This window comes from Desulfomonile tiedjei DSM 6799 (assembly GCF_000266945.1).
GTDB classification, from domain to species: Bacteria; Desulfobacterota; Desulfomonilia; order Desulfomonilales; family Desulfomonilaceae; genus Desulfomonile; species Desulfomonile tiedjei.
In genome coordinates this window covers 3,059,911-3,078,976 of the sequence record NC_018025.1, presented here as the reverse complement: position 1 = coordinate 3,078,976, position 19,066 = coordinate 3,059,911, and the positions used below count along the sequence as shown (strand labels likewise).

Sequence of the window (19,066 nt, the reverse complement as noted above, 5' to 3'; positions counted from 1 at the left end):
TCACACCATTAAGAAGCCCATGCCCCTGGAGAACAATTCAGGCAAATGGGCTGAGATTTTCAGACACGATCTTCATGTACAGTGAATCGCCACCTGCAGATTCGCTCAGAAGGATGGGGATCAGGAGGTGCATGGACGCATTCCACTCTGATGGCAGGATCCACTTGCTGCGCAAAACTCGTGAACTCACGTTTGTGCATCTCTTTACAACTGTATTCGCCCAGATTCCTCTTCATCCGTGCGGTCTGGGTCGGGCACTCGGGGACTGAAATGATGAGTTCTCCCGGCTTCTGTTCAATGTCATAGCCGACGATAATACTCCAGGGAAAATACTGGAGAGCCTTGACGAAACCTTCAAGTCCTCTTTCTTCTATGTTGAACCGTTGAAGGATGTCTCTGGCGGCAAGCCCAGCCACGCGACCCCACACTTTTTCATTGAAGTGGTCGGCTGTTTTTGAATCGTATGCTTCTTCGAGATTCAGGTACCAAAATGCATCCATGACCCGATAATGCCACATCAAGAAATCCAGGTACCGCCTGAGTTCTTCCTTTTCCATCCGATCGAAAAGCATTGAACACTCCATATGTGACAAGGCCATTTGCGCGAAATCATTATATACGAGTTTTGGTTCAAGATGTACGATATTGCGTTTTTTTCCGCCATCGACATCTCGGATGAAATGCGTCGAGAGCAGATGCACCGTCTCAGAGCGCTGCCGTCAAATCGTGGCGGAAAGAAGCTGACCTGCGCGGTCTTTGAGAAACGGCCGCGTTCGGGTTGTCGATAACATACTTCTTTGATATAGATTTCGGTCCAGCATACAGGATCGAGAAGGAGTTATCCATGCGAATAGTTGTTACCATTGTTTTCGCGCTTCTCCTTTCCCTGTTCTATCCGGATGAGGGAAAAACGCAACAAGGATATCGGTTACCCGATCTGAGTACCCTGAAACACCTTACCACCTCAACATCCGATCATGCTGCCGATATTCCGGGAAAAGAAACCACCATGGATTTCTATGCAGCGCCTTCCGGTGAAATGATAACAATTTATTCTTACAGGGGCAAAAGAGTCGCTTTCAGCTCGCACATGAACAATGATATACAGGGCACGTATCGCTTATTTATGGATCTCGCCGGACAGGGGCTTTTTCAGGAGGTCAACAGATCGGCCCAGTGGCAACTGCCTGCTTGGGCAAGGTGAGAGTTTTGTAAAATTTACAAAACAGGCATATTCCGTATCATTCCAGTGCCCTTGAGCAACCTGCAAAAATGATTAGACTTCTTGTAAGAAAGAGACCACAAGTATTCTCATGCATTTGATGAAAAGAGTGATACATGCACGAAATGGCGATTGTTCAGAGCATCATGGAAATCCTCGAACAGCAAGCGACACTCCATAATGCAAAAAAAATTGTCAGGGTAAGTCTGGAATTCGGCGCGCTGACGGGAGTCATGCCTGCTTCGATAGAATTCGGTTTCGAAGTCCTCTCGAAGGGGGGAATTGCAGAAGGCGCCGCACTGGACATTCATATCATACCAATAAAGCTCTATTGTTTTGATTGTAAGAAAGAAGTCACTCTGGAAGATTACCAGCCGATGTGTCCCGTATGTTCTTCCACGTCGGTTCACATAATTCAGGGACGCGATGAAATGAGAATAGCTTCACTGGAAATTGAAGATGGTTCAAGCTAAGTTCTTTTCTACACCAGACCTGACGAAAGGAATTGATTCATGAAATTGACCGGCAAGAAAGCTATCATTTTAGTGGAGGATATTTACAACGAATTTGAGGTGTGGATCCCCTATTACCGGCTCAAAGAAGAAGGAGTCGAAGTAGTGGTAGTGGGATCGGGTTCGGCTTCGGAGTACCACGGAAAATACGGAATTCCCATCCGCCCGGACATAAATGCCTCCCAGGTGCAATTCGATGATTTCGATGCCATCGTTATTCCCGGCGGTTACGCGCCGGACAAAATGCGCATTCATCCGGAAATGGTCGGCCTTGTCAAAGACATGTTCAACAAAGGAAAGGTTGTTGCCTCTATCTGCCACGGAGGATGGATGCTCGCAAGTGCCGGCATTCTCAAAGATAAGAAGACCACCTCTTACATTGGAATCAAAGACGACATGATCAATGCAGGTGCTCGTTGGGAAGACGCCGAATTGGTCAGAGATGGAAATCTCATTACCTCGCGTAAGCCTGAAGACTTGCCTGCATTTTGCAGGGCTCTGATTCAGGCAATGCAAGAAGCGTAACGATCCGGATTTTCCCTCAGGATTCAGAAGTAACAGGCAAAAGAGGACTTATGGACGCCTATTCCATCACAGGGCAGACCGTATTTCCCGAAGGTGTTCGACCGGCTCGGATCGGTATCGATCCGGGATCCGGTGTTGTTGTTTCCGTTGAGGACTCCCGGAACTCGGTACCTGCAGATAAGTTGATCTTCCCCGGATTCGTCGATGCTCACGTGCATGCCCGCGAGTACCCTGAGCCGACTGAGCCAGGTTCAGTTGAGTGGGAGAAGTGGCAATCTGCCTGCAAGAAAGAAATATTCACCAGCGCGGGAAATGCGGCAATAAACGGCGGGGTTACAGCAATTGGCGCCATGCCGAACGATCCGTCCCCTCCGGATAACCCTGAAGGTTACGAGGCAAAACTCAGAATCTCAGAATCGTCCCCCTGCCCTGTCGTGCTGTTCGCGTGCGTAACAAGGAATTCCGAACCATGGGGAGACATCCCTTACAAAGTGTACCTTGATTCAACTCCCTCTACTGTGGCTTTTGATTCCTGGTCCGATCTGGAAGAAACCCTGGAGCGATACAGGGGCAGAAGGCTTTTCTTTCATGCCGAAGACCCGGAGATTTTGCAGAAAAACGCAGGGAAAGGACCTCGCTGGAAAACGAGACCACCGGAAGCCGAAAGCAACGCTGTGCGCAGAATTCTGGATCTGACAACCAAATTCGGTCTGAAAACTCATATCTGCCATGTATCGACGCAAGAGGCCGTGACGACTATCCAGGAGTACAATCGGAATGCAAGCACCAGAGTAACGTCGGAAGCATCGCCTCATCATCTGTTCTTCCACGTCAACAACGGAAAAGTCTCTGCTCCCGGATGGCGGGAAATTCCCAATGTAAATTTGCTCGAGAGTAATCCGCCTCTCAGGAGTGAAACAGATCGAGCATTTCTCATGGAGGCTCTCAAGACGGGCCAGGTTGACATTCTCGCCACCGACCATGCGCCGCATACGATTCAAGACAAGCTCGCTGGTGCTCCGGGAATGCCGCATCTGGACACGGTAGGACAATTCGTCTGCTGGTTGCTCAAAAAACAGGGATTCACTCCCCAACGCGTCGCGGAAGCGCTTTCAGTGGTCCCTTCCGAACTATTCGCGCCGAATCTGGCTATCGCACAGGGGCACATTAAACCGGGGTTTGCAGCGTCATTCACGATCCTGGATCTGCACGCAAAGGTATCTGTCGACCGCGTCGGCATCCAGGGACGCGGCCTTTTCCGAACTCGTTGCGGATGGTCTCCTTTCACGGGGTATCGATTCCCGGGTACCGTAATGAAGACGATTGTCCGGGGACAAGGTTATACTTTCTACGAAGATTCGCTCTGACAGATTTTCACTGGTTTCAACTACGAGCGCGTACGTGAGTGTTGCGAACCGCGGCCATAGAAGGAAGAGGTGTTCAGGAATGAACTTTAAAGGCAAGGATATCATCTCCATGAACGATTTGACTCGCGCGGAAATTGACGAAATTCTCGGCAAAGTCAAAACGGTTCGAGAGCATCCTCTGAAAAAGACACTGTGCAGCGACAAAGTCTCTGCCATGCTCTTTTTCGAACCTTCCACCCGAACCCGAACCAGTTTTGAAGTGGCGATGAGGAACCTTGGCGGAAGGGTCGGAGGTTTTTACGATGCAAGTTACACGTCCGCGGTAAAAGAAGAGTCTCTTTGGGACACAGTGAAAATGCACGATGGCTACGGCTTTGACGTAATGGTTATTCGTCATCCGTTGAAAGGCGCTGCCAGATTAGCTGCAGAAGCCGCAGACATTCCGGTCATCAATGCAGGAGACGGCCCGAACCAGCATCCCACTCAGACCCTGCTGGATCTCTATTCGATAAAAGAAACTCAGGGCACTCTCGACGGGATCACCGTGGCCATGGTCGGAGATCTGGCAAACGGCAGGACAGTGCATTCCTTAACTGAAGCGCTGCTCAAATACGATAAATGCAATCTCATCTTTATTTCTCCCAGGGACCTCGCAATGCCGGGTTTTCTCCTGGATAAATGCAAGGCCGCAGCAGATCGGGGAGTCACTTTTAGCGAGGCACGGAGAATTGAAGACTATATAGGGGAAGTAGATATCCTCTATATGACAAGAATTCAGAAAGAGCGTCTGGAAGAGAAGACAGCGTTGGCTGAAAAGTTCAGAAGCATTTATCGGTTGGAAGCAGGAATGCTAAAAGATGCCAAGCCGAGTATGAAGGTCATGCATCCTTTGCCTCGTGTCACCGAAATCGCACCTGATGTGGACCACACCAAACATGCTTATTATTTCCAGCAGGCCCGTAACGGGCTGTTTGTCCGGGAAACGCTTCTTGCTTTGATACTGGGGGCAGTCGCATGAAGGAAAGAACCGTCACCATTGCCAAAATCGAACGAGGAATTGTTATAGATCACATACCTGAAGGCAAAGCCTTGTTGATTTCCCAGTTGCTGGGATTGAACAGATTGGCAAGAGAAACAGGAGATATCGTTGCCATCGGTATCAATTTCGAATCCCCTTCCATGAAGAGAAAAGACATCATCAAGGTTGAGAACCTGAGTCTCACCCGAGACATGCTCAATGTCGTTTCGCTAATAGCTCCCCACGCAACTATCACCCGTATTTATAACGGCTCTGTCATTGAAAAACACAAAGTCGAGATTCCCAAGCGGGTCGGAGATATCGTGATCTGCCCTGACAGGTTCTGCATAACCAATCACGAGGAAGTTCCGGGAAAATTCCTCGTCGTACGCGAAGACCCCATAACCTTGCGATGTTATTACTGTGAAACTGAGTTCTTTGGTCCTCTTATCAAGTACAAAGAAAAAGAGCTGTCTACCAGATAAGAAAAGGGAGCTCACAAATGGCTCCCTTTTCTCAATGTAGCTTGTAACTTCTGTCAGAATCATGGATTCCACAAAGCTGTCTTGGCCGGCACGGAGGCACGGCCACTACCGGCTCGTGGTTTGGTCCGGAGTCTCGAAAATCGAAATTTATCCCAGACCGTGGCACGTATTCTCATCATCTTCCCGGCCTGATTGTAGGGGCGGACCTGCGAGTCCGCCCAAATAAGGGCAGACACACAGGTCTGCCCCTACTCGGATGGAGAATCGTGGCACGATTGTTCTGCATTCGAGAATTCTGAGATAGTTTCTCTCTGCACCATCCAGTTCTTGGAAAATTTACCTTAGTACATTCCGCCGCCGGGCATACCGCCACCAGGCATTGCCGGAGCTTTTTCCTCTTTCGGTTTCTCTGCGACCATTACTTCTGTAGTCAGCATAAGGCTGGCAACCGAAGCAGCATTCATAAGAGCAAGTCGAGCAACCTTGGTCGGATCGATAATACCGTTTTCGATCAGGTCCTCGTACTCCTCTTTCTGAGCGTTGAAACCGTAAGATCCTTCTTTTTGCTTGATCTTGTCCACAACGATGGAACCATCATGGCCGGCATTTGCCGCTATCTGACGAATGGGCTCTTCCAATGCTCTGAGGACAATCTTGGAACCCACAAGCTGGTCACCGGACAGACTGAGATCCGTGATGGAGTTCAGGCACCTCAGGTACGCGACACCGCCGCCGGGTACGATTCCTTCCTCTACTGCAGCGCGGGTCGCATTGAGGGCGTCTTCCACGCGGGCTTTTTTCTCTTTCATTTCCGTTTCGGTTGCAGCGCCAACGTTAATCACGGCCACGCCGCCAACCAATTTTGCCAAACGCTCCTGCAGTTTTTCCCGATCGTAATCCGAAGTGGTTTCTTCGATCTGAGTGCGGATCTGCCGTACCCTGCCCTCGATCTTTTCCTTGGCGCCTGCGCCGTCAACTATGGTGGTGTTGTCTTTGTCGATGGATACGCGTTTGCAGCGGCCCAGATCGTTGAGGCTGACATGCTCCAGCTTCAGGCCGAGATCCTCGGAAATAACCTGTCCACCGGTGAGGATCGCTATGTCCTCGAGCATGGCTTTTCTGCGGTCGCCGAATCCGGGGGCTTTCACCGCACATGCGTTCAGTGTTCCTCTGAGTTTGTTGACGACCAGCGTGGCGAGAGCTTCACCTTCCACGTCCTCTGCAAGGATCAGCAAGGGACGTCCCATTTTGGCAACCTGCTCCAAGAGGGGAAGCATGTCGCGCATATTGGAGATTTTCTTCTCGTGAATGAGAATGTACGGCTCGTCCAAAGAAGCTACCATACGCTCCGGATCGGTAACGAAGTAAGGGGAAAGGTATCCGCGATCGAACTGCATGCCTTCGACCACGTCCAGAGAAGTTTCCATCGCTTTTGCTTCTTCTACGGTGATGACACCTTCTTTACCAACCTTTTCCATTGCCTCGGCGATGATGTTGCCGATGGTGAGGTCATTGTTGGCGGAAATGGTGCCGACCTGAGCGATTTCTTTCTTGTCCTTGGTGGGTTTGGACAGGCTCTTCAGTTTGGCTATAACAGCTTCAACGGCCGCATCGATACCTCTCTTCAGATCCATAGGGGAAGCGCCGGCAGCAACCATTTTGACACCTTCCCTATAGATGGCCTGAGCCAATACTGTAGCAGTAGTGGTGCCGTCACCTGCTACGTCGGAAGTTTTCGAAGCAACTTCCTTGAGCATTTGGGCGCCGAGATTCTCGAATTTGTCTTCCAACTCGATTTCTTTGGCCACCGTCACGCCGTCCTTGGTAACTGTCGGAGATCCCCAGGATTTCTCCAGGATGGCGTTGCGGCCTTTGGGCCCCAGAGTTGATTTTACGGCGTCAGCCATGATGTTAACGCCTTTGAGTATCTTGTCTCTTGCCTGTTGCTCGAACATAATGATCTTAGCGGCCATGTATGTAACTCCTTTTTAAATGTGTCAGTTTTCAGAATTGTTTTCTTGTGGAATTTCAGCGCAACAAGTTATTCTACGATCCCCAGTACGTCATCTTCTCGCATTATGAGGTACTCATTACCATCGATCTTAATTTCACTTCCCGAATATTTTCCGAACAGGATGGTATCGCCGGTTTTCACGTCCATGGGAACCAGCTTGCCGTCTTCGGTTTTCTTGCCGGGACCTACAGCAATAACTTTTCCTTGTTGGGGCTTTTCTTTGGCGGTATCGGGGAGTATGATCCCGCCTGCGGTCTTTTCTTCGGATTCTACTCTCTCCACAAGAATTCGATCATGTAGAGGACGAAATTTCATGGTCTACCTCCAGGCAATAATATCATGTACGAGTCGCGTTGTTAGCGCTCTGTATTAGTGAGTGCCAATATCGGGTGCAGTTGTCAACCCCTTCACCGAAAAAAAACATTTTTAATCTTGCGACACGAGTCATCGTGTACCGAGGAAGCCACGATTGGAAGCGTTCTTGACGTCCCATCAATCACGACGCTATTCTGGTCTGAAATAGTTCCGGGAGTGTGTCATGCAGAATCTGATCGTTTGTTCAAACTGTGGACAGACAGTATCCGTGTACAAAAATCCCATACCTACGGTGGACATAATCATCCGCACTTTTGGCGGAATAATATTGATAAAACGCAAGAATCCCCCGTACGGATGGGCCATTCCGGGAGGTTTTATCGACTACGGTGAAAGCGCTGAACATGCAGCCATACGCGAAGCGGAAGAAGAGACATCTCTCAAAATATCGAACCTGAAGCTCCTGGGAGTCTATTCGGCGCCGGATCGAGATCCGAGATTCCATACACTGAGCGTCGTATTCACAGCCGAGTCGGATGGCATTCCCGTTGCCGGTGATGATGCCCGGGAACTGGGAGTCTTTACCTATGAAACTCTTCCCTCACAACTCGCGTTCGATCACGCCACCATACTCCAGGATTATTTTTCACTGTTGAAATCTTCTCCCGGTTCTTGTTGTGTATCGTAAATCGCGTGGTTATTGCGTTGTATCGAAAGAGAGGTTATCTTCTAAAGTGGTTTTATGAAGAATTCACAAGCCTTTTCTTGAAATAGCCAGTTGTCTCTCAGCAAGAATCGACTCGGGAAAAATGCTACGGCATGACAACCAAGATAGGCTTTCAGCTTACCCAGAATTTGACTCGAGGACTCAGGAATGATCGGAATATCCAAGTTGTACTGCGGCGCGGTAGAAGCATCGGATCCCTTGCGCTACGGACGCCGTTCGGGAGAACTGCCTTCCCATTTGCTCCAGTTTTCGGCCGACAAGAAGCCGGTCGTTGTGTGGAACGTAACCCGCCGATGTAATCTCAAATGCGTCCATTGCTATTCGCATTCAGAAGACCGGAATTATGGCGGTGAGCTGTCCCTGGATGAAGGAAAATCCCTCATCGAGGATCTCGCTCAATTCGGCTCGCCCGTGGTGCTCTTTTCCGGAGGCGAACCGCTCATCAGGCCGGACATCCTGGAATTGATCCAGTACGCGGTTAACTTGGGCCGCAGAGCCGTAGTATCGACCAATGGAACCCTGATCAACGAGCGAATGGCGGAAAAGCTTCAGGAAATCGGGCTTTCATATGTAGGGATTAGCCTGGACGGTCTGGAACAAGTGCATGATGCATTCCGCGGCGTACCCGGTACTTTCCGGAGAGTTGCATCTGCCATAAAGAATTGTCAGGCTGTCGGCCTCAAAGTGGGACTGAGGTTCACGATCAACAAAAGAAATTATGAAGATATTCCCGGCATTTTTGACCTTGTGGAAGACCTGGCCATTCCGAGAATATGTTTCTATCATTTGGTGTACGCTGGGCGCGGCACGGATTTGATGAAAGAGGATCTCGATCACGAACAGACCCGCTATGTAGTGGACCTGATCATGGACCGGACAAAAATGCTCCACGATAAAGGATTTCCTGTGGAGGTTCTCACCGTGGATAATCATGCAGACGGTCCGTACCTCTATCTTCGGCTCAAAAGAGAAGATCCGGAACGTGCCCGGGAGGTCTTGAAACTGCTCCAGATGAATGAAGGGAATAATTCAGGGAGAGGTATCGGATGTGTCTCCTGGGACGGAAGTGTCCATGCTGACCAGTTCTGGAGACACCATACGTTCGGCAATGTTCGGGAGAAGAGATTCAGCGAAATCTGGACAGACACACACGATGATTTCCTCATGAAATTAAAGGATAAGAAAAATCACGTGAAAGGGAGATGCTCGCAATGCACGTGGCTGTCCGTATGCGGTGGAAATTTCCGGGTACGAGCTGAAGCAGTTCATGGAGACGTCTGGGCACCCGATCCTGCCTGTTATCTGAGTGACGAGGAAATCGGGTTGAAATAGGAACATGTCCTGTCGATAGTTTTGGTTGCTTTTTGCCTTGCTTTTGGAGACACTCCTGCAGGGTAATCTCTATCTTATGAAAGAATTGTTCTGAAAGAGGGTTGCGCAGCTAACGGGCTGGCTTTCGGCTTCTTCTCAGGACTCGTTGTTCCTCATGTTTTTCGGCGGCCATGTGCGACATCCCGAGGATATCGATTTTCTCCAGGCGCTCGAATTCGACTTTGGAGAAGTCGTTATTCGTGACAAAGCTTCGAGGGCTCTGTGGTCGGAATCGAATGTGCGCAACATGGGAAATGACACTTTCTTTCTTCTCGCTCACGGCCCGCACGAGGGACCTCCAAACGATCCGAAGAATTTGTGGAACATATACGTCCCTGCCCTTATAGAAACCATCGATATCGCGCACGGCATGAACATTACTCTGTTGACGATTCACATGTGGGTGGATCATCGGTTTGTGAAGCGCACCATAATTGAGGAGAAAAAGAACGCATTACGACAGGTGGTCGATTTCGGACGACAGCGAAATGTGTCCGTTAGTCTGGAAAATCTGTCCGAGAGCGCCGCGGATATAGAGGCGGTTCTTGCAGTGGTTCCCGACCTTGTTCTCACATTAGACGTGGGACATGGTCAACTGCTCGCGAAGACAAATACTTCATTCGAAATCATCGAGAGATTGGGGCCGTTCATCAGGCATGTCCACTTGCATGACAATCGCGGTGGAAAAGGTGTTGAAGACGATCTTCACCTGCCCATCGGAGAAGGTGTAATCGATTTTCATGGTATTCTGGGGTTGCTGAAGCACCGAAGATATGACGGAACAATGACTCTCGAATTGGAACGACACTCGCTCGAGGAAGGAAGACGGACGGTGCAACGTTTTTTGGATAATCTCTAGAGTAGCAGCGAAACAAATTCTTTCAAGCACTTTCCTTCAGTGCCGACAATTCCTTGTGTCTCGCCTGACCGGCTGTGCTACATTAAGGTTCATGCCCGTTTGTGAAAAAGACCATTCAATAACCGGCAAAATAGAACGAATTTCTTCGGAACCGAGGACCGCACCAAAAGGCGGTTATCTTTTTCGCGGTATCGAGCTGTCGACTGATGACGATTCGTCCCGAGTATTCGTAATTTTTCCGGATTTCGTCCGTGAGGATTTGTATGAGTTTCCTCTGCTCTGCTGGGAAGGCGCTCAAGTAGTCTGCTTCGGTCTCGAACTGAACAACCGGCTTGATGATGGTTCATACATTTATGGAGTGACGCCAACCTCCGATCTCGTGCTGGAACCATGTCGAGTAGTCAGTGTGACAGAAGCGGTTGAGGCTGCCGCTTGCATTCGCTCTGCGGATGTGAGGTTTCGGGTTGGACCCGAAGAACCGTTTTGGATGGCAAAAGGAAAGCTGATCCACACCCTTTTCGAACATCTTCTGGCTCGTCTGGGAGAACCGTCGGAACGCACATTTCAGGAGGCCTTTCGCAAGGCTTTACCTTCCCTCGTCTCGGTGCTTCCCGGTTCCGATATTAAAATCCACTTGAAATCGCTGGAAGCAGAGGCTCGCACACATTTTTCCAATATCAAGTCATGGCTGAAACGAAACAGTCCCAGCTTCGATTATGCTGAAGTGGAAATGGATCGGATGTCCGTCCGATGGGGATTAAAAGGACGTGCGGATGCCATACTCAGACGGGAAGACAACTCAACGGTTTTGGAACTGAAATCCGGAAAAGTACCCGTCGACGACCATCTTTTGCAGTTGTGTGCCTATTCGCTCATTTTCTCGGAGAATTCACCCCGGAATTCGGAAGGGTACATCCTCTATTCAGCCACCGGAAAAGCCGAGCGTTTGAAGGAACTGGAAAATGAGAAGAAAAATCTCGTTCTTTCCGGACGCAACAGGATTTTGTTCCTGAAACACTCCTACACCGTGAACCAGAGCGTGTCAGGGGACATGGTGTGCGGAAGGAACGGCAAATGCTTCTCAAGATTTCATTGTAACCGTCTATTCGGGAATGCTGCTGAGGCATTTTTTCCGAACGAATCGGAGCGGCGCTACTATGATCGATGGTTTCGCGTGCTTTCCGCTGATGCCTGGGCTCAGGAAGCCGAATTTGCACGTATTCTCGATGCTGCAACCCTGAAGGACCGTGTGAGCGAGGGCATCACCCTGGAAATTCAGGAGGTGAGATCCCCCGAACGAATCGATTCCGAAAACGGTATCAACGATCAGGATGACAATTCTTCCGGCGAAGATCCTTTTCCGTCGGAAAACGGCCAGAGCGGAACCCTGCTGAAAGAACTGGTGCTTTCCGAATCGTCCGCGGATTTGTTGCCCGGAGAGGAAATCATAGTCCACAGAGGAGATCCATGTGGACCCGAAGCCTTTCGTTGCAGAGTAAAAGAGTGTGCTGACGAAAAAACAACGGTACGGGTGAGGATCCCCATCTTTTGGAATAATCGGAAAGAGCCCGGGGCATGGTGCAATTGCGTCACCAACCGGTCCGAGGGCTGGTTTCTCGACCGAATTCCATTCTCCCGCGGGCGTGAAGTTGCACGCCATGCTCTCTTCAGCTTTTTCGATAAAGCAGACAAGGAAGTCATAGCGAGTGTGGTGCATGACGGATCGGAGGAGATAAAGCCTGAGATAAGACAAGCAAAGGCCAACAAAAATAAAGTCCATACACATGATAACGTTCAGCATGAAAGTACCATTTCTCCAGAAAACATCTCGTGGAGTTTAAACGAACGTCAGGAATCTGCAGTCCAGGAAGCGCTTGGTTGTCAGACATTTCATCTCATCCACGGCCCCCCCGGCACCGGAAAAACCAGAGTCCTTGCGCGTCTGATCCGAAAATGCCTGGAACGAGGCGAGCGGGTACTGGTGGCATGTCCCACCAATGTTGCCCTGGACCGTCTTCTTTTGGCGCTTATCGATCTGGACGTAAGAAATTTCCTCAGAATCGGCGGTCGCTTCAACGTATCCAAAGAATTCGTACGGGCATTGGAACTGACTCACAATACTACCGCGCTCTTTCAGGAACTGGCGTCAAAAGAACACGATTTCAAAGCGTTCAAGAAACGGGTGACTGAAACTCAGCTTGTAGGAGCAACAGCGTATCAATGCACAGCACATCCTGTATTTCTGAGGCAGAAATTCGATAGAGTTGTGGTGGACGAAGCAGGCCAACTGGATGAGCCTTCAACTCTGGGGCCGATCTCCATGGCACCAAAGTTTATTCTCGGAGGTGACCATCTTCAGTTACCGCCGGTGGTAAAGGTGCAGAATCAGGATCCTACTTCGGAAGGCGCTTTGCTCGAACGCTCGTTATTCGAACGTCTGTTCGATGAAGCCGACCGCCAGAGAGTATCCTCTCTGGAGATCCAGTACAGGATGAACACGGAAATCCAGAATATCCCGTCACGTCTCTTTTACCAGGGATTGCTGAAGCCCTCGCAGGAAGCGGCAACTCGTCGTCTGAAATTGGATCTCACAAATTCTCGCGATCCTCGCGTGAACCGCATTATCGATCCTGAACGTCCGGTGGTCTTCGTCGACATCGATGGTGCAGAGAATTCCAAGGCTCGCCCTGAAGAAGCGGAGATTGCGTGCCGGATAACCGAGACTCTTGTCAACTCGGGAATGGCTCCCCATGAAATAGGGATAATCACGCCCTATCGTGCGCAGCAGTCGCTCATCAGACGAAAATTGGCTTCCGGAGGAAGTCACATTTCTTCTCTTTCTGCCGACACTGTGGATAGCTTTCAAGGTGGTGAACGCGAGGTTATAATATTATCCTTGGCTCGTTCGGACAGTGTCACGACGTTTCTCGCGGACAAAAAGCGCCTGAACGTATCACTGAGTAGAGCCAGATCCAAACTCATCCTGCTGGGCCATGGACCGGTTCTCCGGGAGCATCCGCTTTTTGCCGAACTTCTGCAGGGATTGGAACGTGTGAAGATGTGATGACGTGATGCCAGGAAAAAAGACGTTTCAAGAACGCCGCCCGCTCAACTCATCTCCCTGCTCGTTACAAGAGGCTTTTAATGACAAAGAAAAATGAAGAGATATATCTAATAGACGGAAGTTCTTACATTTATCGCGCATACCACGCCATGGGCGGCCTGTCGAATTCCAAGGGATTTCCGACGAACGCGATATTCGGATTCTGCAACATGCTGGCAAAGACCATGCGTGAACGGGCTCCGAAACGAATCGCCGTAATCTTCGACGCCAAGGGTCCCAATTTCAGGTATGAAATCTACCCGGCATACAAGGCAAACAGACCACCGACACCGGACGATTTGCAGATTCAGATCCCAAGAATCCATGAAATAGTCGAAGCGTATCGAATCCCGAGTATCTCTGTACCCGGCTTCGAGGCTGACGACATTATTGCCGCTCTGAGTCGGCTGGCTGCGGACAAAGGCTGGAAAGTCACGATTGTCTCTGGAGATAAGGACCTGACGCAACTCGTTAGCGATGGCATCAGCATGTGGGATCCTCAACGGGACGTCACGTACGATCGCGAAGGGGTCTCCAAGAAATTCGGGGTTTTTCCCGAGCAAATGTTGGATTTCCTGGCATTGGTCGGAGATTCGTCCGACAACATACCCGGTGTGCCGGGTATCGGTCCGAAAAGAGCTATAGCGCTTCTCCAGGAATTCGGCTCATTGGAGGGCATATACACAAATATCGACAGAGTGGCTCAAAAAAGTGTGAAGGAGAAGCTGGTCGGAAACAAGGATAACGCGTTCTTGAGCAGAAAACTTGCGGAACTCAGGTTTGAAGTGCCGCTCCCTGTTCAGCCTGAAGATCTTGTTGTTCAGGAACAGGATTCAGAGGCGCTCAGAGAGATTTTCAAGGAATTGGAGTTCAAGAAGCTTCTGGAGGAATTACCGGCCAGAAGGTGTCTCGATTTTTCCGGGTACTGCACTATTTCCACTATGGAAGAACTGCTTGAATGGGTAGAAACGTTCAGGCGGGTTCGAAGATTTGCAGTCGATCTCGAGACCACCAGTACGGAACCCATGCGAGCAAAACTTGCGGGGCTTTCTTTTTGCGCAGAGAGTGGAAAAGCCTGTTATCTGCCTGTGGGACATACTCAGGGCAGTCAACTGAAAAAGGATGAAGTCCTGACAGTACTGCGACCGGTTCTGGAAGACGAGACGATTTTCAAATTCGGTCAGAACATAAAGTACGACATGATCGTTCTCAAACGGGAAGGAATTACGGTAAAGGGAATCACGTGTGATACTATGTTGGCGTCCTACCTTTTGGACCCTTCGCGGCGCGGGCATTCCCTGGACGATCTGGCTGAAAGTTGTCTCGAGCACCGCACCATCAGAATTACGGAACTCATTGGTACAGGCAAGAATCAGATCCTGTTCTCTGAAGTCGATATTGAAAATGCCACGAAATACGCGTGTGAAGACGCTGAAGTGACCTGTAGAGTTGCTGAAATACTGTGTCCCCGGTTGGAAACCGAAGGCCTCACGAAGCTTATGAACGAGGTGGAACTCCCGCTTATTCCCGTTCTCGTGGATATGGAGATCGCCGGTGTCAGAATAGATATTCCGTATCTGAGAACTCTATCAGAAGAATTCGGGGAGATGCTCAAATCTTCGGAAGAAGCCATCTACGAAATGGCTGGAGAGCCTTTCAACATCAATTCGCCCAAGCAACTTGGGGAGATATTATTCAAGAGACTGGGATTAAAAGGTGTGAAGAAAACCAAGACCGGTCTTTCCACATCGCTTGAAGTTCTTGAGGAACTCGCACTGGAACACGAGCTTCCTCGGCTGATTCTGGGATACCGTTCGATTTACAAATTGAAATCCACGTACGTGGACTCCCTCGTAAACCTGGTGAATCCTGAGACCGGGCGCATTCATACCTCTTATAATCAAGCGGTTACGGCAACGGGTCGCCTCTCTTCTTCAGATCCCAATCTCCAGAATATTCCGATTCGCAGCACTGAAGGTCGTAAAATCAGAGCAGCTTTTATTCCCGATGACGGGTACGCGTACGTGGCCGCGGATTATTCACAGATCGAATTGCGCCTTGTTGCACATATTTCCGGAGATGAGCGGCTCAAACAAGCTTTTATTGCCGGTGAAGATATTCACGCGATTACAGCCGCGGACGTATTCGGATGTTCGCTTGCCGAGGTCGTGCCGGAGATGCGACGCAGAGCAAAAGAGATCAATTTCGGTATCATATATGGAATGGGTCCCTTCAAGCTCGCAGGCAGAATCGGTGTGGGGCTTAAAATGGCCAAACAATATCTGGAAGACTATTATCGGACGTACGCGGGAGTTCGCCAGTACATGGAGGAAGTGCCTGAAAGAGCCAAACGGGATGGGTATGTGACAACCATACTCGGCCGCAAACGTTTCTTGCCGGACTTGAACAATCCCAACAAGATCGCTCAGCAGGCTGCGAAAAGGATGGCGGTGAATACTACCATTCAGGGAAGCGCCGCGGATCTCATGAAACTTGCGATGATTCGTGTCCACGATGCATTGAAAAAGACCGGCCTTCCGGCTCGAATGATCCTTCAGGTACACGACGAACTTGTTTTGGAAGTCAGGGAAGACGTTGCTCGGGAAGCGCAAACCCTTCTCAAGAGGGAGATGGAACACGTATATCCGCTGTCCATACCACTTGTAGTGGATACCGCCATCGGAAAAAATTGGGACGAGGCTCACTAATGGATAACTTGGACGCATGGATACTCACGATCGGAAACGAAATCGTTAACGGGGTGATTACCGACACAAATCGGGAAACCATTACCCGTGAGCTGCGAACCGCCGGCATTACGGTGAAAGGTATGTCTTCCGTTGGAGACGACCCGGCGCTCATAGCCGATGCACTGGAAAATGCGATGGCAAGGGCGTCGATCACTATTGTATCCGGGGGGCTGGGACCTACTGAAGACGACAAGACTGCAGCATCGGCAGCCTCGTTTCTGGGAGTGGATCTCAAGCTTGATAAAGAGCAACTGGCTCGCATCGAAGACCGATTCAGGCAATGGCAACGGCCCATGGCACCGTCCAATACAAAACAAGCCATGTTGCCTGCCGGATCGACTCCGATTCCCAACGATCATGGGACGGCACCCGGATTTATGATCGAGAAGAACGGCCGCGTTGCTCTGTTCTTCCCCGGTGTGCCTCGCGAATTGATCAGGATGTTGAGAGAGCAAGGACTCCCCAGGATAGCCGAACGTTTCGGGGTTTCTCGGGACGTTTTCAGAACACGTACCCTTATTGTGTATGGCTTTTCAGAATCCAAACTCGGGGAAATCCTGGCGGATGTCGCTCAAGACGAAGACAGCTACCACCTGGCGTTCCTCCCGCGATTTCCCATAATCAGATTGAGACTGGACGCTCGGGGAACAACGCAAGAGCTTGCCGACCACATTCTCGGTACGAAGCTCAATGTCATTAGAGAACGGCTCGAACAGAATATTATCTCTGAGGATGGGAGTTCCATCGAAGAAGTGGTTCTGGGTCTTATGAAGGCGCGTAATCTGAAGCTCTCACTCGCCGAATCCATAACCGGTGGAATGATAGGAGACATGATCACACGGGTTCCCGGTTCTTCTTCCGTGTTTATGGGGTCTGTCGTCAGTTACTCGAATGAAATGAAATCAGCGCTGTTGAACGTGTCTGGAGAAACGCTCAGCACGTACGGAGCAGTATCTCATCAGTGTGCCCGAGAAATGGCTGAAGGAGCCAGGGTAGTTGGAAAGGCAGATATTGGCGTATCTGTAACAGGTATCGCCGGTCCCTCGGGTGGCACCCCGGAAAAACCGGTAGGCACTTTCTATGTTGGCCTTGCCACTGAGCAAACTACGCTGTCCAGAGGCTTCTTGATGCCGGGAATACGCGACTGGGTACGCACCCTTGCCGCAATGCAGGGGCTCGACATCTTGAGAAGGTACCTTCTAGGATTCAGACTTCACGGAACCGAAGAGTAATTGGGATTTTCCAGACCTGTTTTGCTTGAGAAGAGGAAGTGAGTTTTTCTGCGCGTGAGAAATCGACAGGATTGCTGCCAAGCTAGCTTATTTCTAGAAGATCAGTCCCAATTGAACAAACGCGCCTTGCCACTGTGCTTTCAAATTGGCTTGAATGGGTTGCGCTGTCTGAATACGATCAGGAGTAGCATCCATATTCAGATTGACCCATCTAAAACCGCCCTCCAGGCTGACGGCAAAGGTCGAAAATCCGTAGAGACTTGTTTGCCAGATTGACGGGCGCACTCCCCCTGACACTTCCCAGTCCGTTATCTTGATGTCAGGATTCTGTTTAACCAAAGGAATCGGGAATCGCGCACGTGCTTGAGCAAAAATCGGAATATCCCGAATGCGGCCGGGAATTGCATATCCATGAAGTCCGATGGTAACCGGATTGGAAGTCTTGTACTCCACGCGGCCGGTCCGGTCATCGACGAATTTCGGGACTTCGAATCCGTAATCGAAATTGGCTCCCAATCTAAGAAATGGGTACCGAATTACATCAAGATCGACACCTGCACGGATCGCGCCGAAATCCAGTTCTCCAAATACTATGGGCGGCAATGGTGGTGGCAACAAAACAGGGGAACCCTGGAATTTATGATCTTCTATATGTAATCTTAAACCTAACCTATCGATATTGAGCTGAAACCACGCCTCTTTCATTACCTCCGGATCGCCCGAGATGTCGAATCTTTCCTTCAAGTCCACATCTTGACCGTTGATGGTTGCATTTGCTGACGAGAGCCGGGCAAAGAACAGCCTGACATTGGCAGACCCTCTGAAGTCCGACCAGTCGAACCAGGACGATGAACCCCACCATGACGCATCCTGAGCACCGGAGATTCCGGGGCACAATAAGAGGAGTGTCAGCACGGCCGACAGAAGTATCCGCGGAGTGATTTGCCTATAGATCTTCAATCCATACCTCTTTTTCCGAGGCAATAAAGAAATAAACATAACATTATATGATCACAAGCGAATATATATCACACCCAAGCTGGCTGTCAAGGAATTACTCTCGACAGATCGGACATTCTCAACATTTTGTAGTTGCACTGAAATGAGGTCAACGGGAGCGGTCAACAATCTTCTATGCTCGACTCCGAAATAACAGTCGACGGACAGTACTCCGCATAGTGCAAATGCTCTTTTACCGCTATTCCTGTTGAGTACCTCGTCGTGATATACTATGGTAAGTAACAGTGAGTTCCCCCTTTCAGTGCTTTCGACCTTTTCGGAGGTGAAAGTGGCTTTTCGAACTATCCCTGAAAATGTAATCTCTCAATGCGGTCCGGCCGGACTGGTCCCCTATCCGGCTGTCATCGCCCATACTCGGAAAAATAGTCGATCTGAAGCCGTAGGCGACGGCTTCAGTAAAGGTACAAGGTTATCGTCACCGTACAAATCTCTTTACCATAACTGCTTTGCATTGTCTGAACGAGATGGAATTCGTGATGTCGTGATTCTTGTGGGTGATCTTGTTTTTCGTCGCGATCGTGCCCTTATCATATGAGGCGAGTGCTC

17 protein-coding genes are annotated in these 19,066 nt (G+C 49.9%); 13 read left to right on the top strand and 4 right to left on the bottom strand.

Annotated features, from left to right (window positions below):
- Positions 1 to 59: 59 nt before the first annotated feature.
- On the bottom strand, positions 60 to 572 hold the full coding sequence (locus DESTI_RS12900; protein WP_014810411.1) for a DUF6125 family protein: 513 nt from the start codon (positions 570 to 572) through the stop codon (positions 60 to 62).
- A gap of 272 nt (positions 573 to 844) precedes the next feature.
- On the opposite strand from DESTI_RS12900, the gene DESTI_RS12895 reads away from it, so the two are divergent.
- From DESTI_RS12895 to DESTI_RS12870, 6 genes are all read left to right on the top strand, one after another.
- A complete protein-coding gene (locus DESTI_RS12895; protein ID WP_014810410.1) occupies positions 845 to 1,204 on the top strand; it encodes a hypothetical protein in 360 nt (119 codons plus the stop codon).
- Positions 1,205 to 1,338: 134 nt separating this feature from the next.
- On the top strand, positions 1,339 to 1,695 hold the full coding sequence (hypA, locus tag DESTI_RS12890; RefSeq protein ID WP_014810409.1) for a hydrogenase maturation nickel metallochaperone HypA: 357 nt from the start codon (positions 1,339 to 1,341) through the stop codon (positions 1,693 to 1,695).
- Positions 1,696 to 1,734: 39 nt separating this feature from the next.
- Entirely contained in the window at positions 1,735 to 2,259 is a 525-nt protein-coding gene (locus tag DESTI_RS12885; RefSeq protein WP_014810408.1) for a type 1 glutamine amidotransferase domain-containing protein, read from the top strand.
- Positions 2,260 to 2,309: 50 nt separating this feature from the next.
- A complete protein-coding gene (locus DESTI_RS12880; RefSeq protein WP_014810407.1) occupies positions 2,310 to 3,626 on the top strand; it encodes an amidohydrolase family protein in 1,317 nt (438 codons plus the stop codon).
- 79 nt (positions 3,627 to 3,705) lie between these two features.
- The gene (pyrB, locus tag DESTI_RS12875) at positions 3,706 to 4,644 is read left to right on the top strand and encodes an aspartate carbamoyltransferase (protein ID WP_014810406.1); all 939 of its coding nucleotides are present in this window, start codon (positions 3,706 to 3,708) and stop codon (positions 4,642 to 4,644) included.
- Entirely contained in the window at positions 4,641 to 5,129 is a 489-nt protein-coding gene (locus DESTI_RS12870; protein WP_014810405.1) for an aspartate carbamoyltransferase regulatory subunit, read from the top strand. The genes pyrB and DESTI_RS12870 overlap by 4 nt, the downstream gene beginning before the upstream one ends.
- A 341-nt stretch (positions 5,130 to 5,470) precedes the next feature.
- On the opposite strand, the gene groL is transcribed toward DESTI_RS12870, so the two are convergent.
- Both groL and groES read right to left on the bottom strand, forming a co-directional pair.
- Positions 5,471 to 7,102 (bottom strand): chaperonin GroEL, encoded by a 1,632-nt coding sequence (groL, locus tag DESTI_RS12865; RefSeq protein WP_014810404.1) that lies wholly within the window; start codon positions 7,100 to 7,102, stop codon positions 5,471 to 5,473.
- Positions 7,103 to 7,170: 68 nt separating this feature from the next.
- Positions 7,171 to 7,458, bottom strand: coding sequence for a co-chaperone GroES (groES, locus tag DESTI_RS12860; protein WP_014810403.1), 288 nt, complete (start codon positions 7,456 to 7,458; stop codon positions 7,171 to 7,173).
- A gap of 223 nt (positions 7,459 to 7,681) precedes the next feature.
- Here groES and DESTI_RS12855 point away from each other — a divergent pair, with 223 nt between their 5' ends.
- From DESTI_RS12855 to DESTI_RS12830, 6 genes are all read left to right on the top strand, one after another.
- Complete coding sequence (locus DESTI_RS12855; RefSeq protein ID WP_014810402.1) at positions 7,682 to 8,146, top strand: NUDIX domain-containing protein; 465 nt, start codon at positions 7,682 to 7,684, stop codon at positions 8,144 to 8,146.
- Between the two features lie 186 nt (positions 8,147 to 8,332).
- The gene (gene ahbC / locus DESTI_RS12850) at positions 8,333 to 9,517 is read left to right on the top strand and encodes a 12,18-didecarboxysiroheme deacetylase (protein ID WP_014810401.1); all 1,185 of its coding nucleotides are present in this window, start codon (positions 8,333 to 8,335) and stop codon (positions 9,515 to 9,517) included.
- Positions 9,518 to 9,671: 154 nt separating this feature from the next.
- Positions 9,672 to 10,415 carry a sugar phosphate isomerase/epimerase family protein gene (locus DESTI_RS28855; RefSeq protein WP_014810400.1) on the top strand — a complete coding sequence of 248 codons (744 nt, stop codon included), beginning with the start codon at positions 9,672 to 9,674 and terminating at the stop codon, positions 10,413 to 10,415.
- Positions 10,416 to 10,506: 91 nt separating this feature from the next.
- On the top strand, positions 10,507 to 13,479 hold the full coding sequence (locus DESTI_RS12840) for an AAA domain-containing protein (RefSeq protein ID WP_014810399.1): 2,973 nt from the start codon (positions 10,507 to 10,509) through the stop codon (positions 13,477 to 13,479).
- Between the two features lie 80 nt (positions 13,480 to 13,559).
- Positions 13,560 to 16,226, top strand: coding sequence for a DNA polymerase I (polA, locus tag DESTI_RS12835; protein WP_014810398.1), 2,667 nt, complete (start codon positions 13,560 to 13,562; stop codon positions 16,224 to 16,226).
- Entirely contained in the window at positions 16,226 to 17,500 is a 1,275-nt protein-coding gene (locus DESTI_RS12830) for a competence/damage-inducible protein A (RefSeq protein WP_014810397.1), read from the top strand. Before polA ends, DESTI_RS12830 begins: the two co-directional genes overlap by 1 nt.
- Before the next feature lie 93 nt (positions 17,501 to 17,593).
- On the opposite strand, the gene DESTI_RS12825 is transcribed toward DESTI_RS12830, so the two are convergent.
- A complete protein-coding gene (locus DESTI_RS12825) occupies positions 17,594 to 18,460 on the bottom strand; it encodes a hypothetical protein (RefSeq protein ID WP_014810396.1) in 867 nt (288 codons plus the stop codon).
- A 328-nt stretch (positions 18,461 to 18,788) separates the two neighbouring features.
- Here DESTI_RS12825 and DESTI_RS30760 point away from each other — a divergent pair, with 328 nt between their 5' ends.
- Positions 18,789 to 19,055, top strand: a complete 267-nt coding sequence (locus DESTI_RS30760) for a hypothetical protein (RefSeq protein WP_014810395.1) — start codon at positions 18,789 to 18,791, stop codon at positions 19,053 to 19,055.
- The last annotated feature ends 11 nt before the right edge of the window (positions 19,056 to 19,066 follow it).